Annotated in this window: 24 protein-coding genes; 14 read left to right on the top strand and 10 right to left on the bottom strand. The window is 49.7% G+C overall.

Annotation, left to right across the window (positions count from 1 at the left end):
* Window positions 1-258: 258 nt before the first annotated feature.
* From BUB59_RS12565 to BUB59_RS12575, 3 genes are all read right to left on the bottom strand, one after another.
* A complete protein-coding gene (locus tag BUB59_RS12565; RefSeq protein ID WP_073230501.1) occupies window positions 259-954 on the bottom strand; it encodes a hypothetical protein in 696 nt (231 codons plus the stop codon).
* 13 nt (window positions 955-967) lie between these two features.
* Window positions 968-1735: a hypothetical protein gene (locus tag BUB59_RS12570; RefSeq protein ID WP_143160383.1), complete on the bottom strand. Its 768-nt coding sequence runs from the start codon at window positions 1733-1735 to the stop codon at window positions 968-970.
* 348 nt (window positions 1736-2083) lie between these two features.
* The gene (locus BUB59_RS12575) at window positions 2084-2833 is read right to left on the bottom strand and encodes a hypothetical protein (RefSeq protein WP_073230506.1); all 750 of its coding nucleotides are present in this window, start codon (window positions 2831-2833) and stop codon (window positions 2084-2086) included.
* A gap of 536 nt (window positions 2834-3369) precedes the next feature.
* Here BUB59_RS12575 and BUB59_RS12580 point away from each other — a divergent pair.
* From BUB59_RS12580 to BUB59_RS12595, 4 genes are read left to right on the top strand one after another with little or no spacing between them, the layout of a single operon-like run.
* The gene (locus tag BUB59_RS12580; protein ID WP_073230508.1) at window positions 3370-3648 is read left to right on the top strand and encodes a hypothetical protein; all 279 of its coding nucleotides are present in this window, start codon (window positions 3370-3372) and stop codon (window positions 3646-3648) included.
* Window positions 3645-4052 (top strand): hypothetical protein, encoded by a 408-nt coding sequence (locus BUB59_RS12585; protein WP_073230510.1) that lies wholly within the window; start codon window positions 3645-3647, stop codon window positions 4050-4052. The genes BUB59_RS12580 and BUB59_RS12585 overlap by 4 nt, the downstream gene beginning before the upstream one ends.
* A gap of 32 nt (window positions 4053-4084) precedes the next feature.
* Entirely contained in the window at window positions 4085-4477 is a 393-nt protein-coding gene (locus BUB59_RS12590) for a helix-turn-helix domain-containing protein (RefSeq protein WP_143160384.1), read from the top strand.
* A gap of 11 nt (window positions 4478-4488) precedes the next feature.
* On the top strand, window positions 4489-4986 hold the full coding sequence (locus BUB59_RS12595) for a hypothetical protein (protein ID WP_143160385.1): 498 nt from the start codon (window positions 4489-4491) through the stop codon (window positions 4984-4986).
* Here BUB59_RS12595 and BUB59_RS12600 read toward each other — a convergent pair.
* Window positions 4964-6628 (bottom strand): DUF262 domain-containing protein, encoded by a 1665-nt coding sequence (locus tag BUB59_RS12600; protein ID WP_073230518.1) that lies wholly within the window; start codon window positions 6626-6628, stop codon window positions 4964-4966. The two genes, BUB59_RS12595 and BUB59_RS12600, sit on opposite strands and share 23 nt — an antisense overlap.
* A 193-nt stretch (window positions 6629-6821) precedes the next feature.
* On the opposite strand from BUB59_RS12600, the gene BUB59_RS12605 reads away from it, so the two are divergent.
* The 4 genes from BUB59_RS12605 to rmuC all read left to right on the top strand — a co-directional run bounded on the left by BUB59_RS12605 (window position 6822) and on the right by rmuC (window position 11183).
* Window positions 6822-7256 carry a hypothetical protein gene (locus BUB59_RS12605; RefSeq protein ID WP_073230520.1) on the top strand — a complete coding sequence of 145 codons (435 nt, stop codon included), beginning with the start codon at window positions 6822-6824 and terminating at the stop codon, window positions 7254-7256.
* A 54-nt stretch (window positions 7257-7310) separates the two neighbouring features.
* A complete protein-coding gene (locus BUB59_RS12610) occupies window positions 7311-8540 on the top strand; it encodes a hypothetical protein (protein ID WP_073230523.1) in 1230 nt (409 codons plus the stop codon).
* A 65-nt stretch (window positions 8541-8605) separates the two neighbouring features.
* A complete protein-coding gene (locus BUB59_RS12615) occupies window positions 8606-9904 on the top strand; it encodes a hypothetical protein (RefSeq protein ID WP_073230525.1) in 1299 nt (432 codons plus the stop codon).
* 52 nt (window positions 9905-9956) lie between these two features.
* Window positions 9957-11183 (top strand): DNA recombination protein RmuC, encoded by a 1227-nt coding sequence (gene rmuC, locus BUB59_RS12620; protein ID WP_073230527.1) that lies wholly within the window; start codon window positions 9957-9959, stop codon window positions 11181-11183.
* 54 nt (window positions 11184-11237) lie between these two features.
* Here rmuC and BUB59_RS12625 read toward each other — a convergent pair whose 3' ends face one another.
* Window positions 11238-11405 carry a type II toxin-antitoxin system RelB/DinJ family antitoxin gene (locus BUB59_RS12625; RefSeq protein ID WP_073230529.1) on the bottom strand — a complete coding sequence of 56 codons (168 nt, stop codon included), beginning with the start codon at window positions 11403-11405 and terminating at the stop codon, window positions 11238-11240.
* 258 nt (window positions 11406-11663) lie between these two features.
* Here BUB59_RS12625 and BUB59_RS12630 point away from each other — a divergent pair, with 258 nt between their 5' ends.
* Window positions 11664-11945, top strand: coding sequence for a hypothetical protein (locus BUB59_RS12630; RefSeq protein WP_073230531.1), 282 nt, complete (start codon window positions 11664-11666; stop codon window positions 11943-11945).
* A gap of 46 nt (window positions 11946-11991) precedes the next feature.
* On the opposite strand, the gene BUB59_RS12635 is transcribed toward BUB59_RS12630, so the two are convergent.
* The 4 genes from BUB59_RS12635 to BUB59_RS12645 form a co-directional block, all read right to left on the bottom strand.
* Window positions 11992-12909, bottom strand: coding sequence for a PD-(D/E)XK nuclease family transposase (locus BUB59_RS12635; protein ID WP_073230533.1), 918 nt, complete (start codon window positions 12907-12909; stop codon window positions 11992-11994).
* 337 nt (window positions 12910-13246) lie between these two features.
* A complete protein-coding gene (locus BUB59_RS12640; protein WP_073230535.1) occupies window positions 13247-13573 on the bottom strand; it encodes a hypothetical protein in 327 nt (108 codons plus the stop codon).
* A gap of 24 nt (window positions 13574-13597) precedes the next feature.
* Complete coding sequence (locus tag BUB59_RS15230; RefSeq protein WP_143160387.1) at window positions 13598-13786, bottom strand: hypothetical protein; 189 nt, start codon at window positions 13784-13786, stop codon at window positions 13598-13600.
* An 84-nt stretch (window positions 13787-13870) separates the two neighbouring features.
* Window positions 13871-14653 (bottom strand): helix-turn-helix domain-containing protein, encoded by a 783-nt coding sequence (locus BUB59_RS12645; RefSeq protein WP_073230538.1) that lies wholly within the window; start codon window positions 14651-14653, stop codon window positions 13871-13873.
* Window positions 14654-15108: 455 nt separating this feature from the next.
* On the opposite strand from BUB59_RS12645, the gene BUB59_RS12650 reads away from it, so the two are divergent.
* Window positions 15109-16983, top strand: coding sequence for an ATP-binding cassette domain-containing protein (locus BUB59_RS12650; RefSeq protein WP_073230540.1), 1875 nt, complete (start codon window positions 15109-15111; stop codon window positions 16981-16983).
* A 126-nt stretch (window positions 16984-17109) separates the two neighbouring features.
* A complete protein-coding gene (locus BUB59_RS12655) occupies window positions 17110-19833 on the top strand; it encodes a cadherin-like domain-containing protein (protein WP_159433377.1) in 2724 nt (907 codons plus the stop codon).
* Window positions 19834-19955: 122 nt separating this feature from the next.
* Here the strand turns inward: BUB59_RS12655 and BUB59_RS12660 are convergent, their stop codons facing one another.
* Window positions 19956-21134: an acetate/propionate family kinase gene (locus tag BUB59_RS12660; protein ID WP_073230546.1), complete on the bottom strand. Its 1179-nt coding sequence runs from the start codon at window positions 21132-21134 to the stop codon at window positions 19956-19958.
* A gap of 132 nt (window positions 21135-21266) precedes the next feature.
* Between BUB59_RS12660 and BUB59_RS12665 the strand changes: the two genes are divergently transcribed.
* The 3 genes from BUB59_RS12665 to BUB59_RS12675 all read left to right on the top strand — a co-directional run bounded on the left by BUB59_RS12665 (window position 21267) and on the right by BUB59_RS12675 (window position 23089).
* Window positions 21267-21845, top strand: coding sequence for a phosphatase PAP2 family protein (locus BUB59_RS12665; protein ID WP_073230548.1), 579 nt, complete (start codon window positions 21267-21269; stop codon window positions 21843-21845).
* Window positions 21842-22528: a histidine phosphatase family protein gene (locus BUB59_RS12670; RefSeq protein ID WP_083540331.1), complete on the top strand. Its 687-nt coding sequence runs from the start codon at window positions 21842-21844 to the stop codon at window positions 22526-22528. The genes BUB59_RS12665 and BUB59_RS12670 overlap by 4 nt, the downstream gene beginning before the upstream one ends.
* A 102-nt stretch (window positions 22529-22630) precedes the next feature.
* A complete protein-coding gene (locus BUB59_RS12675; RefSeq protein ID WP_073230550.1) occupies window positions 22631-23089 on the top strand; it encodes a hypothetical protein in 459 nt (152 codons plus the stop codon).
* The last annotated feature ends 1 nt before the right edge of the window (window position 23090 follow it).

Below are 23090 nucleotides of genomic sequence, written 5' to 3' on the forward strand. Positions count from 1 at the left end.
AGGCGCATTTCAGGTTGATTTCGGGTTGCTCTCGGGATGCGCGTACATACTAATCCGCTCCGAAGGAGCGTTTAGTATGCATCACCTCAAGATGTTCAAAAATTGGATGCATACTAAACGGGCGAAAACCGCCCGTTAGTATGTACTCGCGACGAAAAATGCACTTTCACGCGACGAAATAAAGCCCCGCTCAACCATAACGTTTGAGCGGGGCTTTTAAACTCTAGCTTTGTCTGCCTGCGGGGTTTTATTCCCTGTTTATTCCCCGTTGATTAGGATCCTGGCGAAGTTGGCGGCTGGGGGGAATTTGTGGTCCGTGTAGGAGAGGGGATCCAGGCGGACTTCATCTGCGGTGGGGAAGGGTTGCATTTCCTTGGGGAGGCTGTTGTTGAAACGTTGGCTTAGCGCCCAGTTTCGTTCCTCGTTATAGATGGCGGTGTATTCTTCCGGAGTTTCCGGGCGGGTGGTGAGGAAGCACCTACTGTATCCGATGTGGTACTTTTCGGGGTCGTTGAGGTACATTTTCAGGGCGCTCAACCCGTTCAGGGAGGATCCTAGGAGAAAAATAAATGACCCCTTGGGAATACTGATGTCCGCAATGGGGGTGGTCATCTTGAAGGTGTGCAGGTTGTTTTCTGGGGTACGCTGGAATTCCATCTTAAAGGAGCGCCAGCCGAGTTGCATGTCCACTGCACCGGGTACATATAGCACGTCACTGCGGGCGACGCCCCCGTAGTAGATGGATATGTCGTTGCAAATGGGCTTGCCGTTCAGCAGGTCGCACAAGTTTGTATCCCCCTGGGAAAATGTTGCCTTGGAGGAGGGTGGGTTGTCAAGATGCAGGTCTACCTTGACGGTCCCGTAATGGGTGCCGGGTACGGGGCTGCTGCACTTGTAGCCCCATAGGTCCTTGAACATGGGGATGTCCAGGTTGAGATGGAATGTTGCGTACATAGGGACCCTTTGCTTATTCCCCAGTGAGGCCGAGGGCGGCGCGGAACTGGTCCTCGTATTCCTGGCCCAGCTGCTCCCTGGATTTCTTTTCGTAGTGATAGCCGCCGTTGCGCTTGGCTTCTTCGCCGTTCATTTCCTTGATGGTGGCCTTCATCAAGCCCTTGGAAGAGGCTTTTTCCCTAGCGATTTTCACGTAGGTCTGCATATAGACGCGGTTGCCGGGGGTAAGGTCCGGATTGTTGATGGCCTTGTCGTACAGCTTCTCGATTTCGGCGTCCTTGCGTTCCTGGGCGGCGTTGTCGTGCATCAGTTCTCTGCAGGCCACCACGTCCATGAGGTCGTCGTTGTTCATGTTTTCCCAATCCATTTCGCTACGGGAGTTCTTGAGGTCGCTCATGGCAATTTCGTGGCTGGTGCGACGCTGTTCGTTTTCCAGGTAGTCCAGGGCGCGGTGGCTGATGGTATCCAGAAGATACTTCAGGTAAGGCAGCTGGGCTGTCTTGTGCTTTCTTTCTACATCGTATAACTCGATGCAGTGATGGTGAATCTGAGCCAGGGGTTCACCATGTTCTTCAAAGTCGATGCCCTTGAAGTTGTAGCTGTGGCCCAGCTTGCTGGGGTAGCGGCCTACGGCGCTGAATGTGTGTACGTCTTCGACGGGCTTGATGTAGGTGTTGAGCAGATACTTTTCTGCGTTCTTGTCGCCCTTCTTGGCTCTTTCCACCAGAATGGCTTCTGCTTCGGTGGTCATTCTGATGTCGTGGCCTAATACTTTTATCATTTCTATCTCCTGTAAACTTGTGGGCATTTTCCGAGTAAAGACGGGAGGGGCCTGCACTCGATAGTTGCTTTAATCGAGCTTGAAAAAACACACGTACTCTCGTACGTTCCCTCCGGCATTTTTTAAGTGCCTTGCGCCATTGCTGACGGATTATGTCCGGGGCGAGTTGCCCCACACTACAATTATAGTATAGAACGGCTGTCAGGAAATGACATTTTTCAATACCACTCTTGCGGTGTATAATATCTTATCGCCTCTACGGCGAAAAGTGTCAAAACTTTTTGCAACTTTTTTTGACAAAATGGAACGGCAGGTTGCTTAAGCAGCCTTATGCAGCTTTATGCGAGTTTATGCAGCCTGGAAGAGCAGGTCCTGGATGGCGTCCTGCTCGTCGCTGGAGAAGGCGTCCCTTGCTTCGCCGAAATCGTAATAGACCGAACCGGTCTTCACGTCCAGCTTCTTGGCCAGGTGGGCAACGACGGGCTTGCCCTTTTCGGCTTCCTTGAGGTAGGCCTGGCAGGTGTTTCCTGCGCGGGTGCCCTTCAGGCGGGCCAGTGCTTCGCGCTTTGCAGCGCGAATTTTGCTCTGGTGGCGTTCTACGGCGTCTCCGTCGTAAATCATGCCTTCATCGACATAGCAGTTAGACGCCCTGGAGGCGTCTTCGTCGTGGTTGACGTTTGTGACCTTGCCGCTGTTGCGGTAGCCGTATTCGGTAACGCTTCTGGAAGTCAGGGTTTTGTCCTGTTCTTCCTTCTGCTTTTCTACGGCATCCAAGGCGCGGTAGCAGATTTCACTCTGCAGGTGAGTGTAGAAGGGATGGTTCCCTGTGGAGGCCTTCGCAATGTCGAAGCTCTTCAGAGCGTTGCGGAAAATCTCATCAAAGAGCTTTCCGGAATACTCGTCGTAACGCTTCCCGTTGGGGTTGAAGGTCTTATTGAACTTAGCGGGGAATTGTCCCATTGCGCTATGAACATGTGCAGAAATAATGCGGTCATGGTATCCCATGTAGAGGTCGTTGTAGGCAAGGGGATCGCCTGCAAGTGCCTTCTGGACGAGGGACAGCTCCTGACTGCGTGTAAAAGGCCAAGGATTAATCATTCCTTAGGAATCCTTTGACATATAGTCTTAAAATTTGGGGAGTTTGATTAGCGGTCTTCTGTTTGAAGGACCGGCCAATCGTTTTTGAATCATTTCGAAAAAATGAAATAAATCGAAAAGTAAATACTACAGTATCACTAAATCAAATAGCAGGCACCCCGCATATAATCAGGGTGAAGTGATTCGACTGGCGGAATTGCCAGCGAATGTGCGAATAGGGCAAAGCCCGTATAACAAGTGCAACAATAGAATAGATAGATTGACTGTCTTCTGCCGTTCCGAATTGTCAAGTTGCTGACCCGCTCAAGGGCGGAATCGTTTGATGGATACAAATTTATGAAAGTTTATTAACGAGAAGGGATGTGATTTGAAAGTTTTTTTGGTTTTTTGTGTAGAAAATCCTAAAATATGGGATTTTTGTATTTCAACATAGTGTTTTTGGAGTGTGTTTCTTAAAATTATTAATTATTTAATAAAAATACTTGCGGATAGGACCTTCGGAATATTATATTTATGATGAAAGGAAAAGGGTTTTTATGGCTACTTCAAAGGTTTATAGTGTTAGTGTCCCCGAAGAGTTGGTGCCCGTCGTGGAAGAAATCAAGACGCGCAAGGATGGCCTTTCGGGGTGGTTTCAGGAAAAGGTGAAGCAGGATTCGTCTGCCGGCGACTTGGATGTGGTTGAATCGACCCTGAAGGAAGTCAACGAAAAGATGGAATTTGTGGTGCGTGCTCTTGCCCGTATGAAGGCTGCCGAGAAGCAGGAATCTGTGGCGAGCAAGTTCAATTTTGACGATAACGAGACGTTTGAATGATTGTCAAGTTCTTCTGCGACAAGGCTAATGATAGAGGTATCCGCATCAGTGAAGACTGTTTCGGTGACGTGGCCAGTGGGTTGCAAGAATTGGCCCGTACGCAGAAGGAATTGTGGCTCAGGGTTTGTGCGTTCCTTAAGAATCTCGCGTCGATTGAAACCGTAGATGGATTGCCTTGCTATGTTGAGCGGCTGGAACAGGAACGGTCGAAGGGCTCCCTGTATGTGATGCAGGTGCCTAAAACTCGTCAGGGTGGATGTTTTTGCATTTACTTCTGCAAGTACCAGGAAAGGGATGACTCCGTGGTATTCCTGTGCTCGGAATTGAAACAGGGCCGCCTGAAAAATATGAACCGTGCAAAGCAACTGCTAAACGAGTATTGCAAAATGGTAAAGGGAAAATAATGCCGTCAAACATCGCAACGTATATTGAATCGATGGCTTGCGAGGCGGGCCATAAGGAATATCTGGAGCAGTTCGAGGCTCTGGCGACGTTCCTGAATGAGATCGATTTTTTGAAATCGGAGCTGGAGTTGACTCAGCGGGCCTTGGCCGAAAAATGCGGGATGACCACGAGCAAGGTGTCGCGCTTGCTGACGGTGCAGCCCAACTTGACTTACGAGCAGATGAGCGCCCTTGCCAGAGGTGTAGGGGGCGAACTGAGAATCACTGCGTTTGGAGATTATACCGCGGTGGTTCCAAAAGACTTGCATTCCACTATTGTGGAGAATGCGAAAAAGCGAAAGCAGGACGTTCAAGAATACTTGCAAAAGGCCCTGCGAGAAAAAATTGTCAGTGATTCAAAGGAACGTGCATACGTCACGTTGTAGGGAGAATGATTATGTCGAAAAATTCGGATAAGTTACTGAAGTTGCTGGAAATCAACGATGTTCGCTTTATTGATTCCCATGAGTCCCTGCTTTCTATGGATGGCTGGTCTGGGGAAGATGATAAGGTGAACTTGAATAATTCTGTTGCTGTCGCCCGTGACGATCCGGAACGGAGGGGGGAATTTTTTGTGGTTCATGCCCGTTATGAAATGACGTTCTCGGAAAAGCAGAAGGATGGCGAGGAATCTAAGGATTTCTTTAAGGCTGTGTATATTCTGGAAGTGGTTTTTAAAAGCAAAAAGCCAGAGGAAGTGCTCAAGCTGCTTGAAGATGAAGAACTCAAAAAGTTCTTCTTCAAGAAACAACTCAATCACACCCTCTGGCCTATATTGCGAGCAAGGATTATGAATGCGTTTAGCAATCACTCCCTGAAACCCCTTGTGCTCCCCTGGCTTAAACCCCTGAAAGAATCAGGGGAGAAGTCTTCTACTTCGCCCAAATCAGAATAGCCAGCTGGCTCAGGGCTTCCTGGCGCTTGTTGATGGATTCGGGATTCCAATCGCCAAGGACCAGATAGTTCTTGATTTCCTTGTTGGGCGCAATCTGGGAAGCGTCATAATAGGGCAGCTTCGTAGCGATAGGCTCGTTGGAGTTGCCACTCAGGGAATTATCCAGCAGGCACAAGTTGCCCAAGCGCCACAGGTAATCCGCGTGGATGTCAGCAGTAACCTGCCACTTGGAATTGTCTTCCGGCATGATGAACTCAATGTAGGCTTCGTGCTTATCCAGGTTGAGAGTGCTGGTAGGTGCCAAGCGCTTATGGACCTTACGGAAGATGTAGCGGACGGCTTCCTTGGAGGCCTTGGTTCCGGACCAAATCTTGAATGCTTCCTGGAAGACGTTGTCGTCTACCATGCCACCCTTAATCATGTTGCAGATGTCGGCAACAGAAGACAGGGTCTCGTTATAGATATCGTTTGCGATACCTGCAAAGAAGACTTCGGCGCTGTTGGCGGTGTTCCCGCAGATAGTGAAATTACGGAACACGTAGGTTTCGATACAGCTCACGACCTTGGCCATGTCCTGTTCCGTGAAGTTGTCGCAGCGATTCATGGCAATGACTACCGGATAGAAGGTAGTTGCCTTCAGAGCCTTCAGGGCAATGAGAGAGTTGACCAGGTCCTGGTCGGCAAAGGTGGGGGCGTCCTGAGGCTGACTGATGTTGCGGTAAAACTCAGCGTTTGCTTCAAGACTTTCAAGGAAAGCTCTGGTGCTCAGAGGGGTGGTAATGGTGTTGCTGATCTTCTTGTACAGGTACTTTTCGTTACAGATAGGCCAGGCGGAATTCCAAAATGCACGGATGTACTTGGTGGGATCGCACTTGTCCAGCTTGTTAATCATGGAGTTCCACAGATTCAGCGGGGTGTCCACATCCTGAGGATCCTGGCTGAGGATGTAATTCTTCAGCAGGTCGGCGGTTTCCAGCTCCTGGCCACGAGCGTTGAGTGTTTCGAAGATGACGAAAGCTTCTTCCAGCTTGGTGGCTTCCATGTACAGCACCTTGAAGAGCTTGGTAAAGGCGTCAAACAGGGCGTTCAGAATGTCCAGCTTGTCGCTGTCACTCTTGCCGTTCAGAAGTTCATGGATTTTACCGTCCAGGAAGACGTAGGCCTTACGGAGGCGTTCGTGGGACTTGTTGTTGCTCTTGCTGCAGTCCTGAGGCAAGTGGGTGAGGATTTGGTCAACGAAGTAATCGTTGTCGGCTTCGCCCAGAATCAGATGGCGGCGACCCGTGCGGCCGATGTACTTGCTTTCGATGTCGATGGCCTGATTGTTGGCGTCTTCATCCTTGCTGGATTCGTACAGGCTCTGGTAATGAGTCTGGAGGGCGCGAAGGAGGATCATGGACGTGGTGGTGCGCTGCTGACCATCGATAATCCACTTCTTGCGTTCTTCGGTGCTTTCGTGAACCACGACCTGACCGAAGAAGTGGATGTTGTTGTCCTCGTCTTCCATAGTTTCAACGATGTCGCTCCAGAAATCGTCAAGGCTGTCCTTTTCCCAGGAGTAGGCACGCTGGTAATTAGGGATGGAGTATTCCTGAGAGAGGAACAGATGCATGGGGCTGATAGTAGAGTTCTGAAGTGCCATTAGGCATTTTCTCCTATTTCAGTTTTCTTTTTCGTTATGAATTTCTTTGGGGCTTTGTTGCCCTTACATTCTTTTTATCGGGAAAACGGAGCGAAGTGTCATCAAAAAAAACAAAAATTTTTTGAAAGGTTTTTGTTGACACTTTGTAGTGCTTAAGTCGATAATAGATGTGTTGAACTCATAGGAGGCCTTTATGGCGAAAGTGTTAATCTTCCTGCATATCATTGCAACGTACTTTGTCTGGCTCTATTATGAATGGGGCAAGGACTTGTTCAAGACTGTTTACCACTGGCTGTGTATTATCTTGCCGGTTAACGAAACTGTAGTTGCCGGTGGTATAGTTGGCTTGGCGTTTGGTATTGTGGTGACAGGCTTCGCCTTTTGTGTAGGTAAAGATGGCTGGTTGCTGGGGACTATTTTAATGTGTGTGGGGTTCCTGCTGTTGTCCGGTGTATTGCGTGCGGGCAAGTGCGTTCTTGGCCCTGGATGCCACGCCGCGTTTATGTCTTGCTTTGTGGTGATTGGAACGCTTCACTTTATCGCCACACGACTTCCGTCCAGCGAGGGCGAGGACCGCACCAACGATGGTAAAGACGCAAGTACTAGTGAGGACGAAAAACACGAGTAGTTTTTTTACACTCGCTTTGTTGACAGGCGGGGTAAAATCACCGATAGAGTATGTATGAATCGCATCGTTTGTGACAACTACTTTTTTAAGAATCCCAGAGACCGCCTGGGATTGGGGTATCGGCTTTGCTCTTTTTCTGGGGATATTCACTACTGGAATGGGGCTGCCAGCGCCGAGGAACGTGAATGCCTGCTTCATTTCCTGGATGGTGGAGGGGTGATTGCCAGCGAGGTTTGTGAGTATTGGCTCCCGGACAATGTGGTGAATTCCCTTTCCATGGAGCTGATGCATAAGGCTCGCACTAAGGAAGGTTTCCTGGATTTCATTTTTGGTGGATATAAGGATTTTTCCTCCTTTGCGGGCTTTGGCTTGCTGGATGTCCGGGTGCAGGTGCTCCAGGATTCGGTTCAGGTGTTGCGCATTTTTAGAGGGTGCCGAAAGGATGTTGGCAGATATACCAAGTATACCTTGAGCTATAAGGTGCGTTTTCGCCTGGAAAAGCCTGTGAAGGACTTGACAGACGCGGAACTGGTGGCGCCTTTCCGATATGAACCTTTGTGTCGTGACGTTGATGGTGAACGATGCTGGGCTCAAGCCTTCAAGGCGGTGCTGCAGCGACCGGGGCGCTTGTTCTGCAGCAAGCAGGATATGTTTATTACTCAGTTGCCTTTGGATACAGATGGGGCGGAGGAAATTTTTAAGGCGGAATTCCTGAAGAGAGGTTCCCTGGATTTGACCCTGCTGGCGAAATTCGGCAAGGATTTTGCCCTCAGTCCGGATGATAGAAAGAACCTGGAGGAAACGGAGGGTTGCATTTCCTTTTACTGCTATAACGGCAAGATGTTCACCTGGGATATTCTGGGCTCGTCTGTAGCGAGACGAGGCGCCCATACGAAATTCCGCCTGCCTTTGATTGAGAAAGGACCGCATCTGTATGTGAAAAACTGCCGCAAGGGAATTGAGGTGATGGACGCTCACATCAAGAAGTGGCAAGCGGCGGGACGTGCGGAATCTGTCAACTTTAAGTTTGGTTGTTTCGAGTGGGAAACGATTGCGAGGGGCAATTTGCAGGAACTAGTGGATTATTGCCAGGTGATGATTCGCTACCTGAAGGGAACGGCCAATTTTGTGGAGTACCTGAGGGATGATGGTTCTTGCCCCTTGAAGGAGCGCCTGATGGATGTGGTGCTGGAGCAGGTAAAGCTGGATCCGCTGACCTACTGCGATCATTTTGACCCCGCCGTATCCAGGCTCGCGACCTATCTGGTTAACGGAGAATATTAAAAAAGTTTTGACACTTTTACGTGTTGTGCCGATAAAATGGAAAAGAACAGTTAAGGAGTACAAAATTGGATATTAATTCCATCAACCGCTTTGTGAAGCACGGCTTGCTTCCGACCCACACCCTGGGGCTCATGGGTAACCACGGTATTGGTAAGACTTCTTACGTCCACAATACCTTCCGTCAGCTGATTGCTGAAAAGCATAATGTTCCCGTGGAACGCGTGCATGTGATTAGCCGCTGCGTTTCCATCATGGATCCTGCAGACTTGATCGGTAACTTCCAGGAATTTGGTGGCCGTACTTACAGCTGTCCGCCCAGCTGGATCCCGACCTGCAAGGAATATGACGACGAGATGGCCAAGCTGTATGCTGAAAATGGCAAGCAGTACTCTCGACTTACCAAGTACGACGATATCTACGTTCTCTTCCTGGACGAATGTAAGCGCGGTAATGCCATCATTCAGGACGGCATCATGGAATTGCTTTTGGAACACCGCCTGTTCGGTGTGAACCTGAAGGAAAACACTTACGTGGTGTGTGCCGATAATGATAATGCCAAGATCTATAACGGCACCCGTCGTGACCCGGCTCAGGAAAGCCGTATCAAGAACTTCACCTTCGCTCCTACTAACAAGGAGTATCTGGAAGACTTCGCCCGCCGTGTAGAAGCTGGCAGCATCCATAAGGTGATTCATGCCTTCCTCCATAAGTATCCGGACTTTATCGTGCTCCCCACCAAGACCATCGAAGAACTGGCTATCCAGGGCAAGAAGGGCCCCTGCCCTCGTGACTGGACGCAGCTGGGCGAATGCCTGAAGAAGTTTGCGGATAGTGGTGATGATATTACAAGTGGCAATCAGGCGTTCCTAGCTGATATTGCCTCCAGTTATGTGGGCTTTAGTTACGGTCTCAAGTTTGCGGAATTCTGCGAGCTAGAATGTAAGCACGAAATCGACCTGGTGGAAGTGCTGAACAACTTTACCGACAAGTTGGGCAAGCACCTGGCTGCAGAATTTAAGGTGAACCCGAAGGCTGCTGTACCTGCGGCTCATGGCCTGCTGGATATGGTTCAGAAGTGTGAACTGAGTGATAAACAGTCCAAGAATATCCTGAAGTTCCTGGAATGTTGCCCCAACGAAGCTGTGGCTGCTTTCCTGAAGGGTTGGCATAAGGAAAATAAGGACCAGTTCATGAATTGGCGTAGCACTCCTCGCCGCTACAAGCTTTATAACGGCTGTATGATGAACAAGGAACGCAAAAACGGCAAGCCTTCTACTTTCGAAAACTGGATCCTTACTTTCAGCAAACAGCATAACTTGACTGAAGCTGAAATGGACAGCGACGACATTAAGGTAGCCGCTTAAGGAATTTTTTTTGATAAAAGAGTATTTTTAGACTGAACAAGGAGTACATAGCATGATTGCTATTGTCAGTATTGTATGTGCCCTTATGGGCTTGGCTCTTGGCTATATGATTGCCAAGGTAAAGATTTCTCAGCAGTTGGGATCTGTGAAGGCGGATTTGCGCGTTGCGGAAAATAGTGCGGCGGTTGCCGAACGTTTGCTCGGTGAGACGAAAGCCAGTGCCGCCCAGCAGCTGGAAGCGTTCAAGAAACAGCATGAGGCTGATTTTGCTCGCCAGCTGGAAACCATGAAGACGCAGTTTCAGGCTGTTTCAGAAAATCTCTTGAAGACACGATCCGACGAGCTCAAGGGAACCAACAAGGAACAGATGGAAGCCATCACGAAGCCGCTGCATCAGGTCATCGAGGAAATGCGTAAGCAGCTGGGTGAAACCAAGGAAGGCAGCGACAAGAACATGGCCGCCCTCGGTGAAGCGTTTACCCGCATGATGAATCAGACGGTGAAATTGGGAAAGGATGCCGAAAATCTGGCAGACGCTCTCAAGAATCGCGGCAAGGTTCAGGGCGACTGGGGCGAACAGATCCTCTGCAATATTCTGCAGGATAGTAACCTCCGCGAAGGCGAAGAATTCTTCACGCAGAAGAGCTACACCGGCCAGGACGGCAAGGAATACCGCCCGGATGTGGTGGTAAAAAGCGCAGATGAATCCATGATCATTGTGGATTCCAAGGTCTCCCTGACCGCCTACTCCAATTATGTATCCGCCAAGGATGATGCCGAACGTGAACAGGCCTGTAAGGAAAATTACGCCAGTGTCTGGTCCCATGTGGAAGAACTGGCGGCCAAGAACTATCCCAAGCATGTGCCTAACGCCTTGCCTTATGTGTTGATGTTCGTCCCGAACGAAGGTAGTTACATCCTGGCCATGAATCATGACCCTCAGGTGGGTATCAAGGCGTACAAGAAGGGCGTGCTGATTGTCAATGCCACAAACCTGATGATGGCCTTGAGCCTGATTCTCTTTACCTGGAAGAATACCCGTCAGGAAGAAAATTGCGCAAGGATTATGAAGGCTGCGGAAGATCTCTACGAAAAATTCTGCACCTTCAGCGAAACCTTCGTGAGGGTTGGCAACCAGTTTGAAACCGCCCGCAAGTCTTATGATGAAGCGAAGGGCCAGCTGAAGGACGGACGCGGTAGTATTATTTCCAAGTTCGCAGGTATGCAGCAGCTGGGACTTACCACTACCAAGACCATCAGCGAAAAACTGCAGAACTAGCCGGTATTTAGTCTGGATACAACAAAGCCCCGCATTTTCGCGGGGCATTTTGCGTTATAGGGAATCTCCGTTACCCTTCACCTCAAAAGGCAGCTTGTTTTCACGTATGGAAGATTTGATGAAAATTGTAATTGCCGCGGAGACGGAAATTCCGGCCTCGTCGCAGAAATCCTGAAATTGCTTCTTTGTATCATCGTTGACACGAACACAAATCATACCCATAATGTCCTCTTAACTAATCCTTTTAGATATCCCTGTTGTTGCCCTTTCTCGGCGGTCGCAAAGATATATTAAACAAAGTGCGTAGTCAACAACTTTTGTCCAAAAAAAATGGATACAAATAGCAAAATTTTCATACAAATTCATTACATTTCTTTGTCTTGGGTAGATAGCGTAATACTGTGTAATACATATGTTAACTTATACGGAAAATTATTTGACAATTCTACGAATTAAGCCGATAATAATTGCAAAGGATATATGAACATGAACAATATGAATAACTTGAATGATATGGTCATGCGTTCTCGTGCACGCATGGAAGAAGTAAACGCTCGAGTAGCTCACCTGCAGCATTGCATGAGTGAACTTACCGAAAAGATGCGCGTGGCAGAGGAACAGAAACGCAAGCTTTCGCTGGATCTGAACGACACCATGTGCAAACTGGCATACTCCCGCGAGGAACTGTGCCGTGTGGAATGTGAACTGAAGCGCCTGCAGGAAATGCAGAGCCACGACCAGGATCAGTCTCACTTGTCCTAATGTAGTAAGGGAATTCAGTACTGGATTTGCTCAAATGAGCGCGTCTTTAAAGAGCGTTAATTTGCTCTTCGGTTAGGCCGGAGCTTTTGGAGATGGTGGAGATTGCAACTCCATTTTCTTTAAGGCTCTTGGCCATCTTTTGCTTAGCTGATAATTCGCCATCAGCTTTTCCCTGCAGGTAGGAACCCTGCTTTTCGTAAAGCATGTCTGTCATATTGTCTACCTCCAGCAGTAAAAGTTCATCGGTGTACCCCATAAAAGATACATCTTTTGCGAAGTCGCTGTCAAGTAACTTGCTGGCCTTTTCTTCGTCCACGGATTTTTCCTCTAGGACATCCCTGAATAGACGTAGCATCTCTGCGCGATTTGACTTTTCACGCCTTGCAGGGGCCGTGCGGTCGTCAATTTTGAAAAACTTCTCCATTTCTACAAGGAACACGTTGACCTTGTCGAACGAAAACTTTCGATTGCGCATAATCTGGCAGTGATGAAAGTATGTATCAATTTCGTCGGGAAATTGGTCCTCGCATAAAAGCGAAAGAACATAAATGCGGGGGAGATCATAATCCTTTGATTTCTTCACCTGATTGCATACAACGCGAGATGTGTAATAGGTTAGCCTGTCCACGTACAGCTTATTTGCATTTTGCTGAACCTCGATAAGGATGGGGTCCTTTCCTTCGGTAATCCCGTAAATGTCGAAGATTGACGTTTTGCGATCAAGAATCCCTGGCTGTTCCTGTACGCCCAGGGTAAACGATTTGATTGCGTTCTTATCCGATAGGCCGAGCATAGCGTTCAGGAATTTTATAGTACGTTCGGGTTTCGCTTCGTTGGCCATAAGCAACTTGAAAATGCCGTCGCTGAACGGGTAAACGTTTTTGAATTGCTCACGGTACTTCGGTAAATTCTTGGGATTATCTTTTAAGTCGAGGACCATTGCCCTAAACTGATATCTATTCATAATGTTGTTGAATGGGAGTTGCTCTTGGGGCCTTGCTGGCGGTTGTATCCCCTCGCTCCTAGCAGGTTCCTCAAGAATTCTGTGCCTCTCCGTTATGCAACATCTAAGCCTTTAGGCCGTGGCGAACCCGCGCATCCCACGCGCAAGCCTGCAACTCTGACGAGAGGATTATCTTTTACTTTGTATAGTATAAACAAATAAGCACTATTTGTCAAGAGATTTTTGGACTCGCCTTGAAATAACGGTTAAGGGGACTGGTCATGAGACTGCATTCACCTTTTTAACGCAAAGAAGCCGCCCCAATCGGAACGGCTTCCTTTTTTTGAACCTAGGAGATTTAGGCTTTAATGTCTTTGGGCTCTGACACTTTGTCTGCGTGTGTCAGACGCTGGTACAAATCCGCCAAATCCACATGCCCCTTGGGGTATGGACATTCTGTGGTGTCATCTTCGTAAATCAGCTCCACACTGATCGTGTCCTTGTAGGGGTCGTAGCTAGGGTCCGGCATGTGAGCTCCCGCTAGAATCCAGAAGGGACTGCTTCCGCAATCAAAGAATACTTTGGGGATATTTCCTCCACTGTATACAAAACGTGCGGTGTACGTTAGGTTTACGGTGGTCTTGTCACCTTTACGATTTTCTAGACGGATGAAGATCGGTCTCATTCTTGATTCTCTCCTTAAAGTTCCTTAGGCTTCGTAAGTCAGCATAAAATCGATGGCGCTTTCGCAGTCCTCAAATTGTACCAGCCAATGATTAACTGCTTCGGAATTTACCCCCAGTTCCTGGATGCGGGTCCAAAGCTTATGATAAACTGGATTGTTTTCGGAAAAATCCTGAATTGCACCCATAATTTCTTTCTTGACATTTGGTTTCATATTTCGCTCCTCACTTGTATATCGGTGGTGTGCGGGGAAAAGTCAAATAAAAAAAACGGGGGCCTAAGCCCCCGCAGTATGGAGTTAGGCGGCCAACAGGTCGCGGAATTCCTGTGCCATGCGAGTAGGCAGCTTGGCCAAGGCCAGGTCGATGTACTTGTACACCGTGGGCTTGGAAACGTGCATCTTGGCAGCGATTGCCGGGATGACGTTCTTTTCGTAACCCAGAACCTCCAGGAAGGTTTCCAGGGTCTTGCGTTCCATGGAACCTTCGTCGCTGAGGCTGATCAGCTGGCGGGTTACCTGCTGCATTTCCTCTTCACGGCGATCTGCGGATTCACCGTCGTAGATTTCGCTGCGGTTGAACTTGGCTTCCATCAGTTCGCTGCCGTCCAGATCCTTGTCCTTGACGTTCTTGGACAAGAGCTTGGACAGCTCGCTGAAAGTGGTGGTTCTTTCGAAGTAGGTGGTTTCCTTACGGACCTCATCCAAAGCGCGATGGTTGATTTCGTACTTCAGGTAAGACAGGAACGGATTCACGTTCTTGATCTTGCTCATGTCCACCAAGCTGGGGTCAAACTTTTCCAGCGCTGCGGTGAACACCTCAAACAAACGGCCACTGTCGGCTACGTAATCGTAACCCTTCTTGTTGTAACCCTTGCCGAATTTCTTCGGATTCTTGCCGCGGGCGGATGTGGCGTGTGCCTTCTTGATGTCCGTTTCGTAAGCGTAGAAAAGTTCGTTACGTGCGGCGATGTCGCCGGCCTTGGCTGCGGTGACCAAAGCGAGTTCCTGTGTTGCGTTCATCATTGCTCCCTTGTTGATGTTCTGGTTCATGGACTGTGCTGCGGTGTTGTTCTTCTTCATATTTCTCTTTCCTTCTTTGTTTTTAAATGCGCCCTTTCTTTATACCGTGGGGCTACATGGTCCAGTTTTTCTTTGGAAAATCTGGAAAGTGTATGGTGCCGAGATGTCAAACAACCAGCTGGCTGAAACGCCAAGCCGCAGGTTCTATAGGAACCAGAAAGCTGTGGGGAATAATGGTAGGGCCTGACAGGGTATAATAAACCCTATCAAATCAAACCCTCGAAAAAATTATGTGAGATAAATCGTAAAAGAATGTTCTAAAAACATGGGTCTGCAAATATAGCAATAATTGAAAGCTTTGTCAAGGGGTGGATCAGAAAAAATATCGTTTTTAGATAAGCTCAAGCTGAAACTCCTTAGTTGACGGCTTCAAAAATATTATCGGTACGAAATTGAAAAATGTAAAAGGAAAATTGAAAAAAAATTGTACGCCTAAAATTTCTACCTTTCCCCACATGCCAATACTTTCTGCTCAGAACATTCTTTTGCGACTTGGCGGATCCGCTCCGCTGCTGGATGGTGTTTCCTTTGACGTGGAGCCGGGTGACCGTATTTGCCTGGTGGGCCGCAATGGGGAAGGCAAGTCCACGCTTCTGAAGGTTCTGACCGGCGAGATGGAGTACAACTCCGGCGATATCGTGAAGAAGGGTGGCCTGCGGGTCAGCCGCATGATCCAGGAGATTCCCGACCATATTGATGGAACCGTTCGCGATATCGTGATGGGTCGTGTTGCCGCGGGAAGTTCCGCGGGCTGGACGGGTGCTAAGGATGGTTCCGATGACGATGGCCATCACGACTCCGCTGCAGAGGCGATCCTTGGCAAGACAGGCATTGATGCGGACGCACAATACGACAGTTTGAGCGGTGGCCAGAAGCGTCGAGTGCTGTTCGCCCGTGCGGTGGCCGAAGATCCGGACCTGCTTTTGCTGGATGAACCTACCAACCATCTGGACATTCCTGCCATTCAGTGGCTGGAGGGAATCGTTACCCGCCTGAATTGTGCCGTGATGTTTGTAAGCCACGACCGCTCTTTTGTCCGTCGTGTGGCTACTCGAATTTTTGAACTGGACCGCGGTCGTGTCCGTAGCTGGGATTTCCCCTACGACAAGTTCGTGCAGTTCCGTGACCAGGCTCTTGCGGAAGAAGAGAAGGCCAACGCCCTCTTTGACAAGCGCCTTGCAGAAGAAGAAGTGTGGATCCGTAAGGGTATTCAGGCTCGCCGTACCCGTAACGAGGGTCGTGTCCGCGCTCTGATCAAGATGCGTCAGGAACGTGCCGAACGTCGCACCCGCACGGGAAATGTGACCATGCAGATTACGGAGGCGGAACGTTCCGGCCGTATGGTGGCCCGCCTGACGGATGTGACCTACTCCTACGATGGCGCCCCTCTGATTAATCATTTCTCGACGGAAGTTTCCCGCGGGGACCGCATTGGTATTGTGGGCCCTAACGGTTCCGGCAAGACAACGCTTCTCAAGTTGATTTTGGGCGAACTCACTCCCGACCAGGGCGACATCCGTCTGGGAACCAATCTTGAAATTGCTTACTTCGACCAGATGCGCACTCGCTTGCGTGAAGACAAGTCCCTGGTGGAAAACATCGGCGATGGTCAGGCTTATATTACCCTCAATGGGGTGAAACGTCATGTGCTCAGTTACTTGCAGGACTTCCTGTTTAGTGCGGATCGTGCTCGCGGCCCCATTAGTGCCCTCTCCGGCGGTGAACGAAACCGCTTGCTGCTGGCTTGCCTGTTTAGCCATCCTAGCAATGTGCTGGTGTTGGATGAACCTACCAACGACCTGGATATGGAAACTCTGGACCTGTTGGCGGAATTGCTGGCAGAATACAAGGGCACGGTTTTGACGGTAAGTCATGATCGAGCCTTCCTGGATTCCGTGGCCACCAGTATTTTTGCTATTGAAGAAAACGGTAACGTCTTTGAAGCTGTAGGCGGTTACAGCGATTACGAAGCGGGCAAGAAAAATCGTGACAAGGAAGCTGCGAATGCTGCCCGTATTGCCGCGGAAAAGGAAGCCGCTCGTGCACTTGCCTCCAGCGGATCTTCCGCAGGTTCTTCTAATTCCGTAACGAACGCCCCTGCTGGGAAAAAGAAAAAGCGTAGCTACAACGAGGAACGTGAATACGCCTCCCTTCCGGATACCATCGAAAAGTTGGAAGGGGAAATCGCTTCCCTTCAGGAAGAGTTGTGCAAGCCGGAAGTTTGCACCAACGCCGCCCGCATCGTGGAACTCCAGAAGGAGATTTCCGACCGCGAAGTTCAGCTGGAAAAAGCCTACGAACGCTACGAAGAACTAGATTCTCTAGGGTAAATTTCCTTAAACATTGTGTTTTTTGCAACGCTTTGGTGGTTGCTTGGCTGTGGCCCCCCTTGGGGAGGGGGTACGCTTTTGGTATTATTTATATATGTTATGGTGTATTGGAATCGTGAGGTTAACATGAACAAAAAAGTTTGTCTATTGGCATTCGGTCTTTTGGCCGGTTTGTCATCTGCCGCCACTAAGGTGGTTTTCTCCGACGAGGATGGCGTTACTGCCGATATCGTCCCGGCTTATTCCTTCACATTTGATTATGGCGATGGTGCATCCGTCGATACCACAAATACGAATGGTGCCGTAGTCATCGATTTCGTGGCTCCCCAGGGTAAGGAATCCGCTGGTGCGGGTTATGGCTTTGGCTGGGACCAGACCTGTACTACGGCTGGTAAGTGCACCGATAAGGCAATGTCCTTGACTGGATATAAGGGTGTTTGTCTGGAATACGAAGCGGAACAGGGGTTCCGCGTAGACTTTAAGCAGTCTACTATTACAGACGACAACTACTATGGCGCCGACCTGAAGGCTGCTGCCTCTCCCAAGAAGGTGTTCATTGCGTTCGCCGACTTGGCTCAGGGCTGGAAGTCTACAACAACGAAGGCTTGGTCCGCTGCCGCTCAGATGGGTATGCAGTTCAGCTATAAGAATACTCATGCAAATACAGCCAAGAGTGACAACAATACCGTCACTCTCCATAGCCTCCGTCTTGCCGACGAATGCGTGACCGCCGCTCCCAAGCTTACTGACGAATATGCCAAGATGAATAAGGGCGTAATCGAAATGGCCGAAGGCGAAATCAGACCTCTGGATGTGTCCAAAGTCTTTGTGGATGACGATGGCGATGACCTGACCGTTACCGTTAAGATTGTCAGCGAAAATAAGTCCGTGGTCCTGTTGGACTCCACTGCTTACACTGGCACTAGCATTATCAAGTTCACCACCGCATCTAATCCGGTTGGCTCCGCAACGATTACCGTTACTGCAACGGACCCCACCAAGAAGTCTGCCACCTTTACCTTCACTGTTGAAACTACCGACACCGAAAACCTCCCGGTTGCTAAGGATGCCAACTATGAAGTGAAGGAAGACTCCGTTCTGAAGGTGGCTCTGGGTAACTCGCTCTTGAAGAAATTTGCTTCTGATGCCGATGGTGACGAAATCAAGGCTATTCTTGTTACCGAACCTAAGAACGGTACTTTGACCGACTTCAACGAAGAATATGGTACTTTCACCTATACTCCGAAGAAGGATTTCTACGGTACAGATTCCTTCACCTTCAAGGTTGCTGAAGCTGAAGACGATACTCGCGAAAGTGAAGTTGCCACTTGCACCATTACCGTGGTGAATGTGAACGACGAACCCGAAGTTGAAGTGGTGGCTAAGACCTTCACGGTTGGCGAAGCTGAAAAGACCTTCGGTGATACCCTGGTGGTAGACGAAGATTTCGAAGACTTCACCATTACCATTCCCAAGGCAAACTTTGTGATTACCGATGCCGATGGTGACGATGACTACAAGGTTATTGCTAAGAATACTGGCGTATACAATTCTGAATTGTCCGCAGATGAAGATAATTACGTGATCACGGTTTCCGCTAAGAAGGACTCCAATGGTACCGCCCGTCTGAGCCTGGTGGTGGAAGATCCCAAGACCACTATTCCTACTCCCATTGCTGTAATCAAGGTGAACCCGGTTGCAGACCCTGTTACTCCGGTGGCGGATTCTTATAAGGTTTATCAGGATTCTATCAACAAGGTTGACGCTAAGAAGGGTGTCCTTGCTAATGATGTGAATCCGGATAAGGATACTGCTGCTTATGCCATTGTTGACTTTGAACCGGAACACGGCAAGCTGACCTTGAACAAGGATGGCTCCTTCACCTACGAAGCTGAAGAATCCTATGATGGCGAAGACTACTTTACCTATAAGGTGATTTCTGCTGGTGATACCTCCAAGGCTGCAATGGTCACTCTGGAAGTTCTCTACAAGAACAAGGCTCCCAAGATTGTGGAAGGCGTGATGGATACCGTCAATGCTCGTCTGGATTCCCTCCGCGAAGACTTCAACGTCGTCACTTACAAGAAGGTGGAACTCCAGTCCTGGTTCGAAGATGACAAGACTGATGCTGCCAAGCTGACCTTCTCTGCTACCTCCAAGGATAGCACTGTGTCTGTATCCTTCTCCACTGTAGGTGCCCTGCTGGTGAAGTCCGTGAAGGATGTTTGTGGTGACATCTCCTTTACTCTGACTGCAACTGACGAAGGCAAGGCCTCTACGGACCTGGAGGTGAATGCTAACATCGAATGTGTGAACGACAAGCCCACCATCGTTGCCGACACCGCTTACATCGCTGTGGAAGGTGATACTCTGGTTTACGACCTGAACGGCCTTGCAATCGATGTGGATGGCGATACTCTGATCTTTGAGGTTGTGGAATCTACTTCCAACTCCGGTTACTTTGAATTCACACAGGAAGACAATATCCTGACGGTGGCAAAGAAGAACATTGCAAAGCTTGCTGAAGGTATGGAGTTCTCCATTACCGTGAAGGTTGCTGACCCCACCATGGCAAATGCTGAAAAGCCTACAACCCTCACTGCCAAGCTGGTTCTGATTGTGGGTAACGATCCTAGAACCTCCATCAAGCCGGTGATCGCCTCTACCAAGATGAACTGGCAGGGTGCAATCCAGGCAACTCGCGGCATGGCAGCCCTCTTCGATATGCAGGGCCGCGTTATGTGGAAGTCCAAGCTCCCCGTCAGCGAATCCGAAGTCCGCGCCGCTGCTGCTAGCGTCCAGGGCCGTAAGGTGCTTCGCGTAAACAAGCAGACTTTCACTATCAAGTAATTAGGAAACGTCATCCTGAGCGCCGCAGGCGCGAAGGATCCTGTGACGAAAAGAGAAGACCCCGCATTAGCGGGGTCTTCTCTTTATCTTAAAGTCAGCCGCAAGGAGCGAGCTGTTGCGGATTACTTAACGAGCTCTTCGGTATCGAGGGCGATAAGCAGTTCTTCGTTGGTTGCAACCACCAGTGCCTTGGGAGTACCATCCTTAGAGATTTCGTGGTTGGATTCCTTGCCGGCCTTGTTGTTGCGGTCTTCGTCAATCTGGTAACCGAGAAGTGCCAGGTTTTCCATGACGGTCTTACGAACCAGGAAGCTGTTTTCGCCGATGCCGCCGGTGAATACCAGAGCGTCAATGCGGGGGAGAGCCATGGCGATACCGCCGATTTCACGAGCCAGCTTGTAGCAGAAGGTTTCCAGAGCAATCTGGGCGCCAACGTGACCTTCGCTTGCTGCCTGAGTCAAGGTACGCATATCGTTGCTGAGACCAGAAAGACCCAGCAGACCGGATTCCTTATTTACCATCTTGTCCAGACGGTCGATGTCATAGCCGTACTTCTTGCTGATGTAGAAGAGAATTGCCGGATCGATAGAGCCGGAACGGGTACCCATGATGAGACCATCCAGCGGGGTAAAGCCCATGGTGGTGTCGGCGCACTTGCCGTTCAGGATTGCGGAGCAGCTGGAGCCGTTGCCGAGATGTGCGGTAATGAAGCAGCAGTCTTCCGGCTTCTTGCCCAGAATGCTTGCGGCTTCTGCAGTGACGAAGCGATGGCTGGTGCCGTGGAAACCGTAACGGCGGATAGCGTCGGATTCGTAGAACTTGTAGGGGATGCCATAGAGGAATGCCTTGCGGGGCATGGTCTGATGGAAGGCGGTGTCGAACACGGCCACCTGCTTGTCCTTCAGGTTCGGGAAGAACTTCATGGCGCATTCCATACCGGTAGCGTGTGCAGGTTCATGGAGCGGGGCGAACAGGACGATGCTACGGATGTAGTCGATGACTTCCTGGGTCACCTTTTCGCTCTTGATGTACTTACCGCCGTGCACCACGCGATGGCCGATGGCTTCGATGGTGTCGGTGAGCTTCTGTTCGTCCAGGAATTTCTTCACCTGGTCCACAGCTTCGGCGTGGGTGGGGCAATCGAAGTTGAAATCGATCTTGCCTTCCGGGCCCTTTGCCTTGGTGTGGCCGTCAACGCCGATGTTTTCTACAAGGCCGCTGGCGATAGATTCTTTAGTCTTGGTATCGATGACGGCGAACTTCACAGAAGAGCTGCCGCAGTTGAGCACGAGTACACGCATGTTAACCTTCTTGATTAAGGTTCCCGAAATTTGGTGGACAGGAGGCCTTAATAAGGTCCCTGAGCTTGCCGAAGGGTAACCTAGTGAATTTTTGGGAAAAATAGGAAAAAATAAAAAGCTAAATTCTGGCAGATGTTGGATGGAATTAAAAAATTTGATAACAGGGTTTCCGAATCCTGGACGAATCATCGTTTTGCCCCCGCAGTAGAGAAACTCCTGAAATTCTATGTGCGTCTGGGTGATGGCTATGGTTGGGCTGTCTTTATCGCTCTGGTGATTTGGCAAGCGGGCTGGATCAAGTTCTTCGAAGCTCTGGACCACGCCTTGGTGGCTCTGGTGGCTGCCCTCCTGATTTATTTCCCTCTCAAGAACATTTCTAAACGTCCACGCCCTTTTGCCGCTAATCCCAAGATCCGCGCCGACGTTCCGCCCCTGGATAAGTACAGCTTCCCCAGCGGTCACACCATGAACAATCTGGCGGTTGCCACCTCCGTATTTTTCGTCATCCCTCACTTGGGATGGATCATGCTTTTGCTGCCCTTGACTTGGGGCTTGCTGCGTGTCTATTATGGCGTGCATTGGCTGACAGATGTGCTCTGCGGTTTTTGCCTGGGCATTGTCAGCTATTTCGTTGGATGTGGAATCTGGGCGGCAGTCACTCACTTTACGGGCATGCCCTTCCGGGAATCGCTGATTAATTTATTTGTATGATGCCGTCGAACGTTTACATGAGTGCCTCTGACTTTTTCCAGACGGTGCAGCCGGATGAAAAGGTTTACTTCCTGGTCCGTCATGGTGAACGTGGCCATATCCTGCCCGACGATCCGGACCATGGGGCTTTCGTGGGCCTCACGGACAAGGGCCGCCAGCAGGCGTTCAATCTCGGCAAGGCCATTGGTCCGGCTAAGGTCACCGAGCCTGCCGAGGTGTGTTTCTTCAGCAGTCCCGTAGGCCGCTGCATGGAAACCTCCCAGAACATTGCCCGCGGGATGGGCGTGGAGGCTAGCGTCACTCCCTGTCAGCCTCTGGCAGAATTTTTCGTAGAGCATTACGATGCCTACATGGAAACTCACAAGACTGGCTTCTACCAGGGTATTTGTCGCTGGCTAGATGGCTACGCAAGCGATCCCAATTATGTTGACCCGGCTTACTACAATCTGGCGAGGGGTTCCAACGAAATGCGTAAGCTCATGCTGGACCTTGGTTCCGCACGGGTCAATATTTTCTGCTCCCACGACGCCTGGATCGTCCCCTGTCTGGCCTATTTCTGCGGCCTCAAGTACACTCCCCAGCTATGGATGAACTTCCTCTCCGGCATGGCCCTTGTAGTTGGCCCTAGGGGGGGACGTTTTGTGCCTGTCACCGGCCTGGAAGACGGCAACCTTTATTTCTAAAAAACAACGGATAGTACATATTGGTTATTGACAAAAGTTTACGTACATCTTAACTTTGTCATACCAAATTTTTTGGGGATTCATTTATCAAGGAGGAACTAGATGAAGAATCTTTTTAAGCTGTTGCCGGCACTTTTGGCCGCTCTTATTCTCACCGCTTGCGAAATCACTGCTACCGACGAAGGATCCGCTTCCCCGGTGGAAAACCGCAAGATTTCCTACAATTTCATTCAGTACTGTGATGTCTATACCGATGGCTACACTGACTGTGATGACATTGGCTCTGGCTACATCAATCTGTACGGCGTGTTCGAAGTAGGTAACACCATCCAGGTGGATATCTGGACTATGGAAGGCTCCACTACGGATAACTACACCTACAGGGGCGTGTTCTCTGATTCCTATGGTTCTTATGATCTTTACGATTCTCAGACATCTACTGATCGCCTGATGGTTTACACTTCTGCCGCTACCGCTTATGACGATGCAGATCCTACCTACTACGTCTCTTTCTCTAACGGCACCTTGACCTTGAGCAAGGCTCGTCCTATCGAAAGATAGT

The organism is Fibrobacter sp. UWEL, assembly GCF_900142535.1.
GTDB lineage: Bacteria > Fibrobacterota > Fibrobacteria > Fibrobacterales > Fibrobacteraceae > Fibrobacter.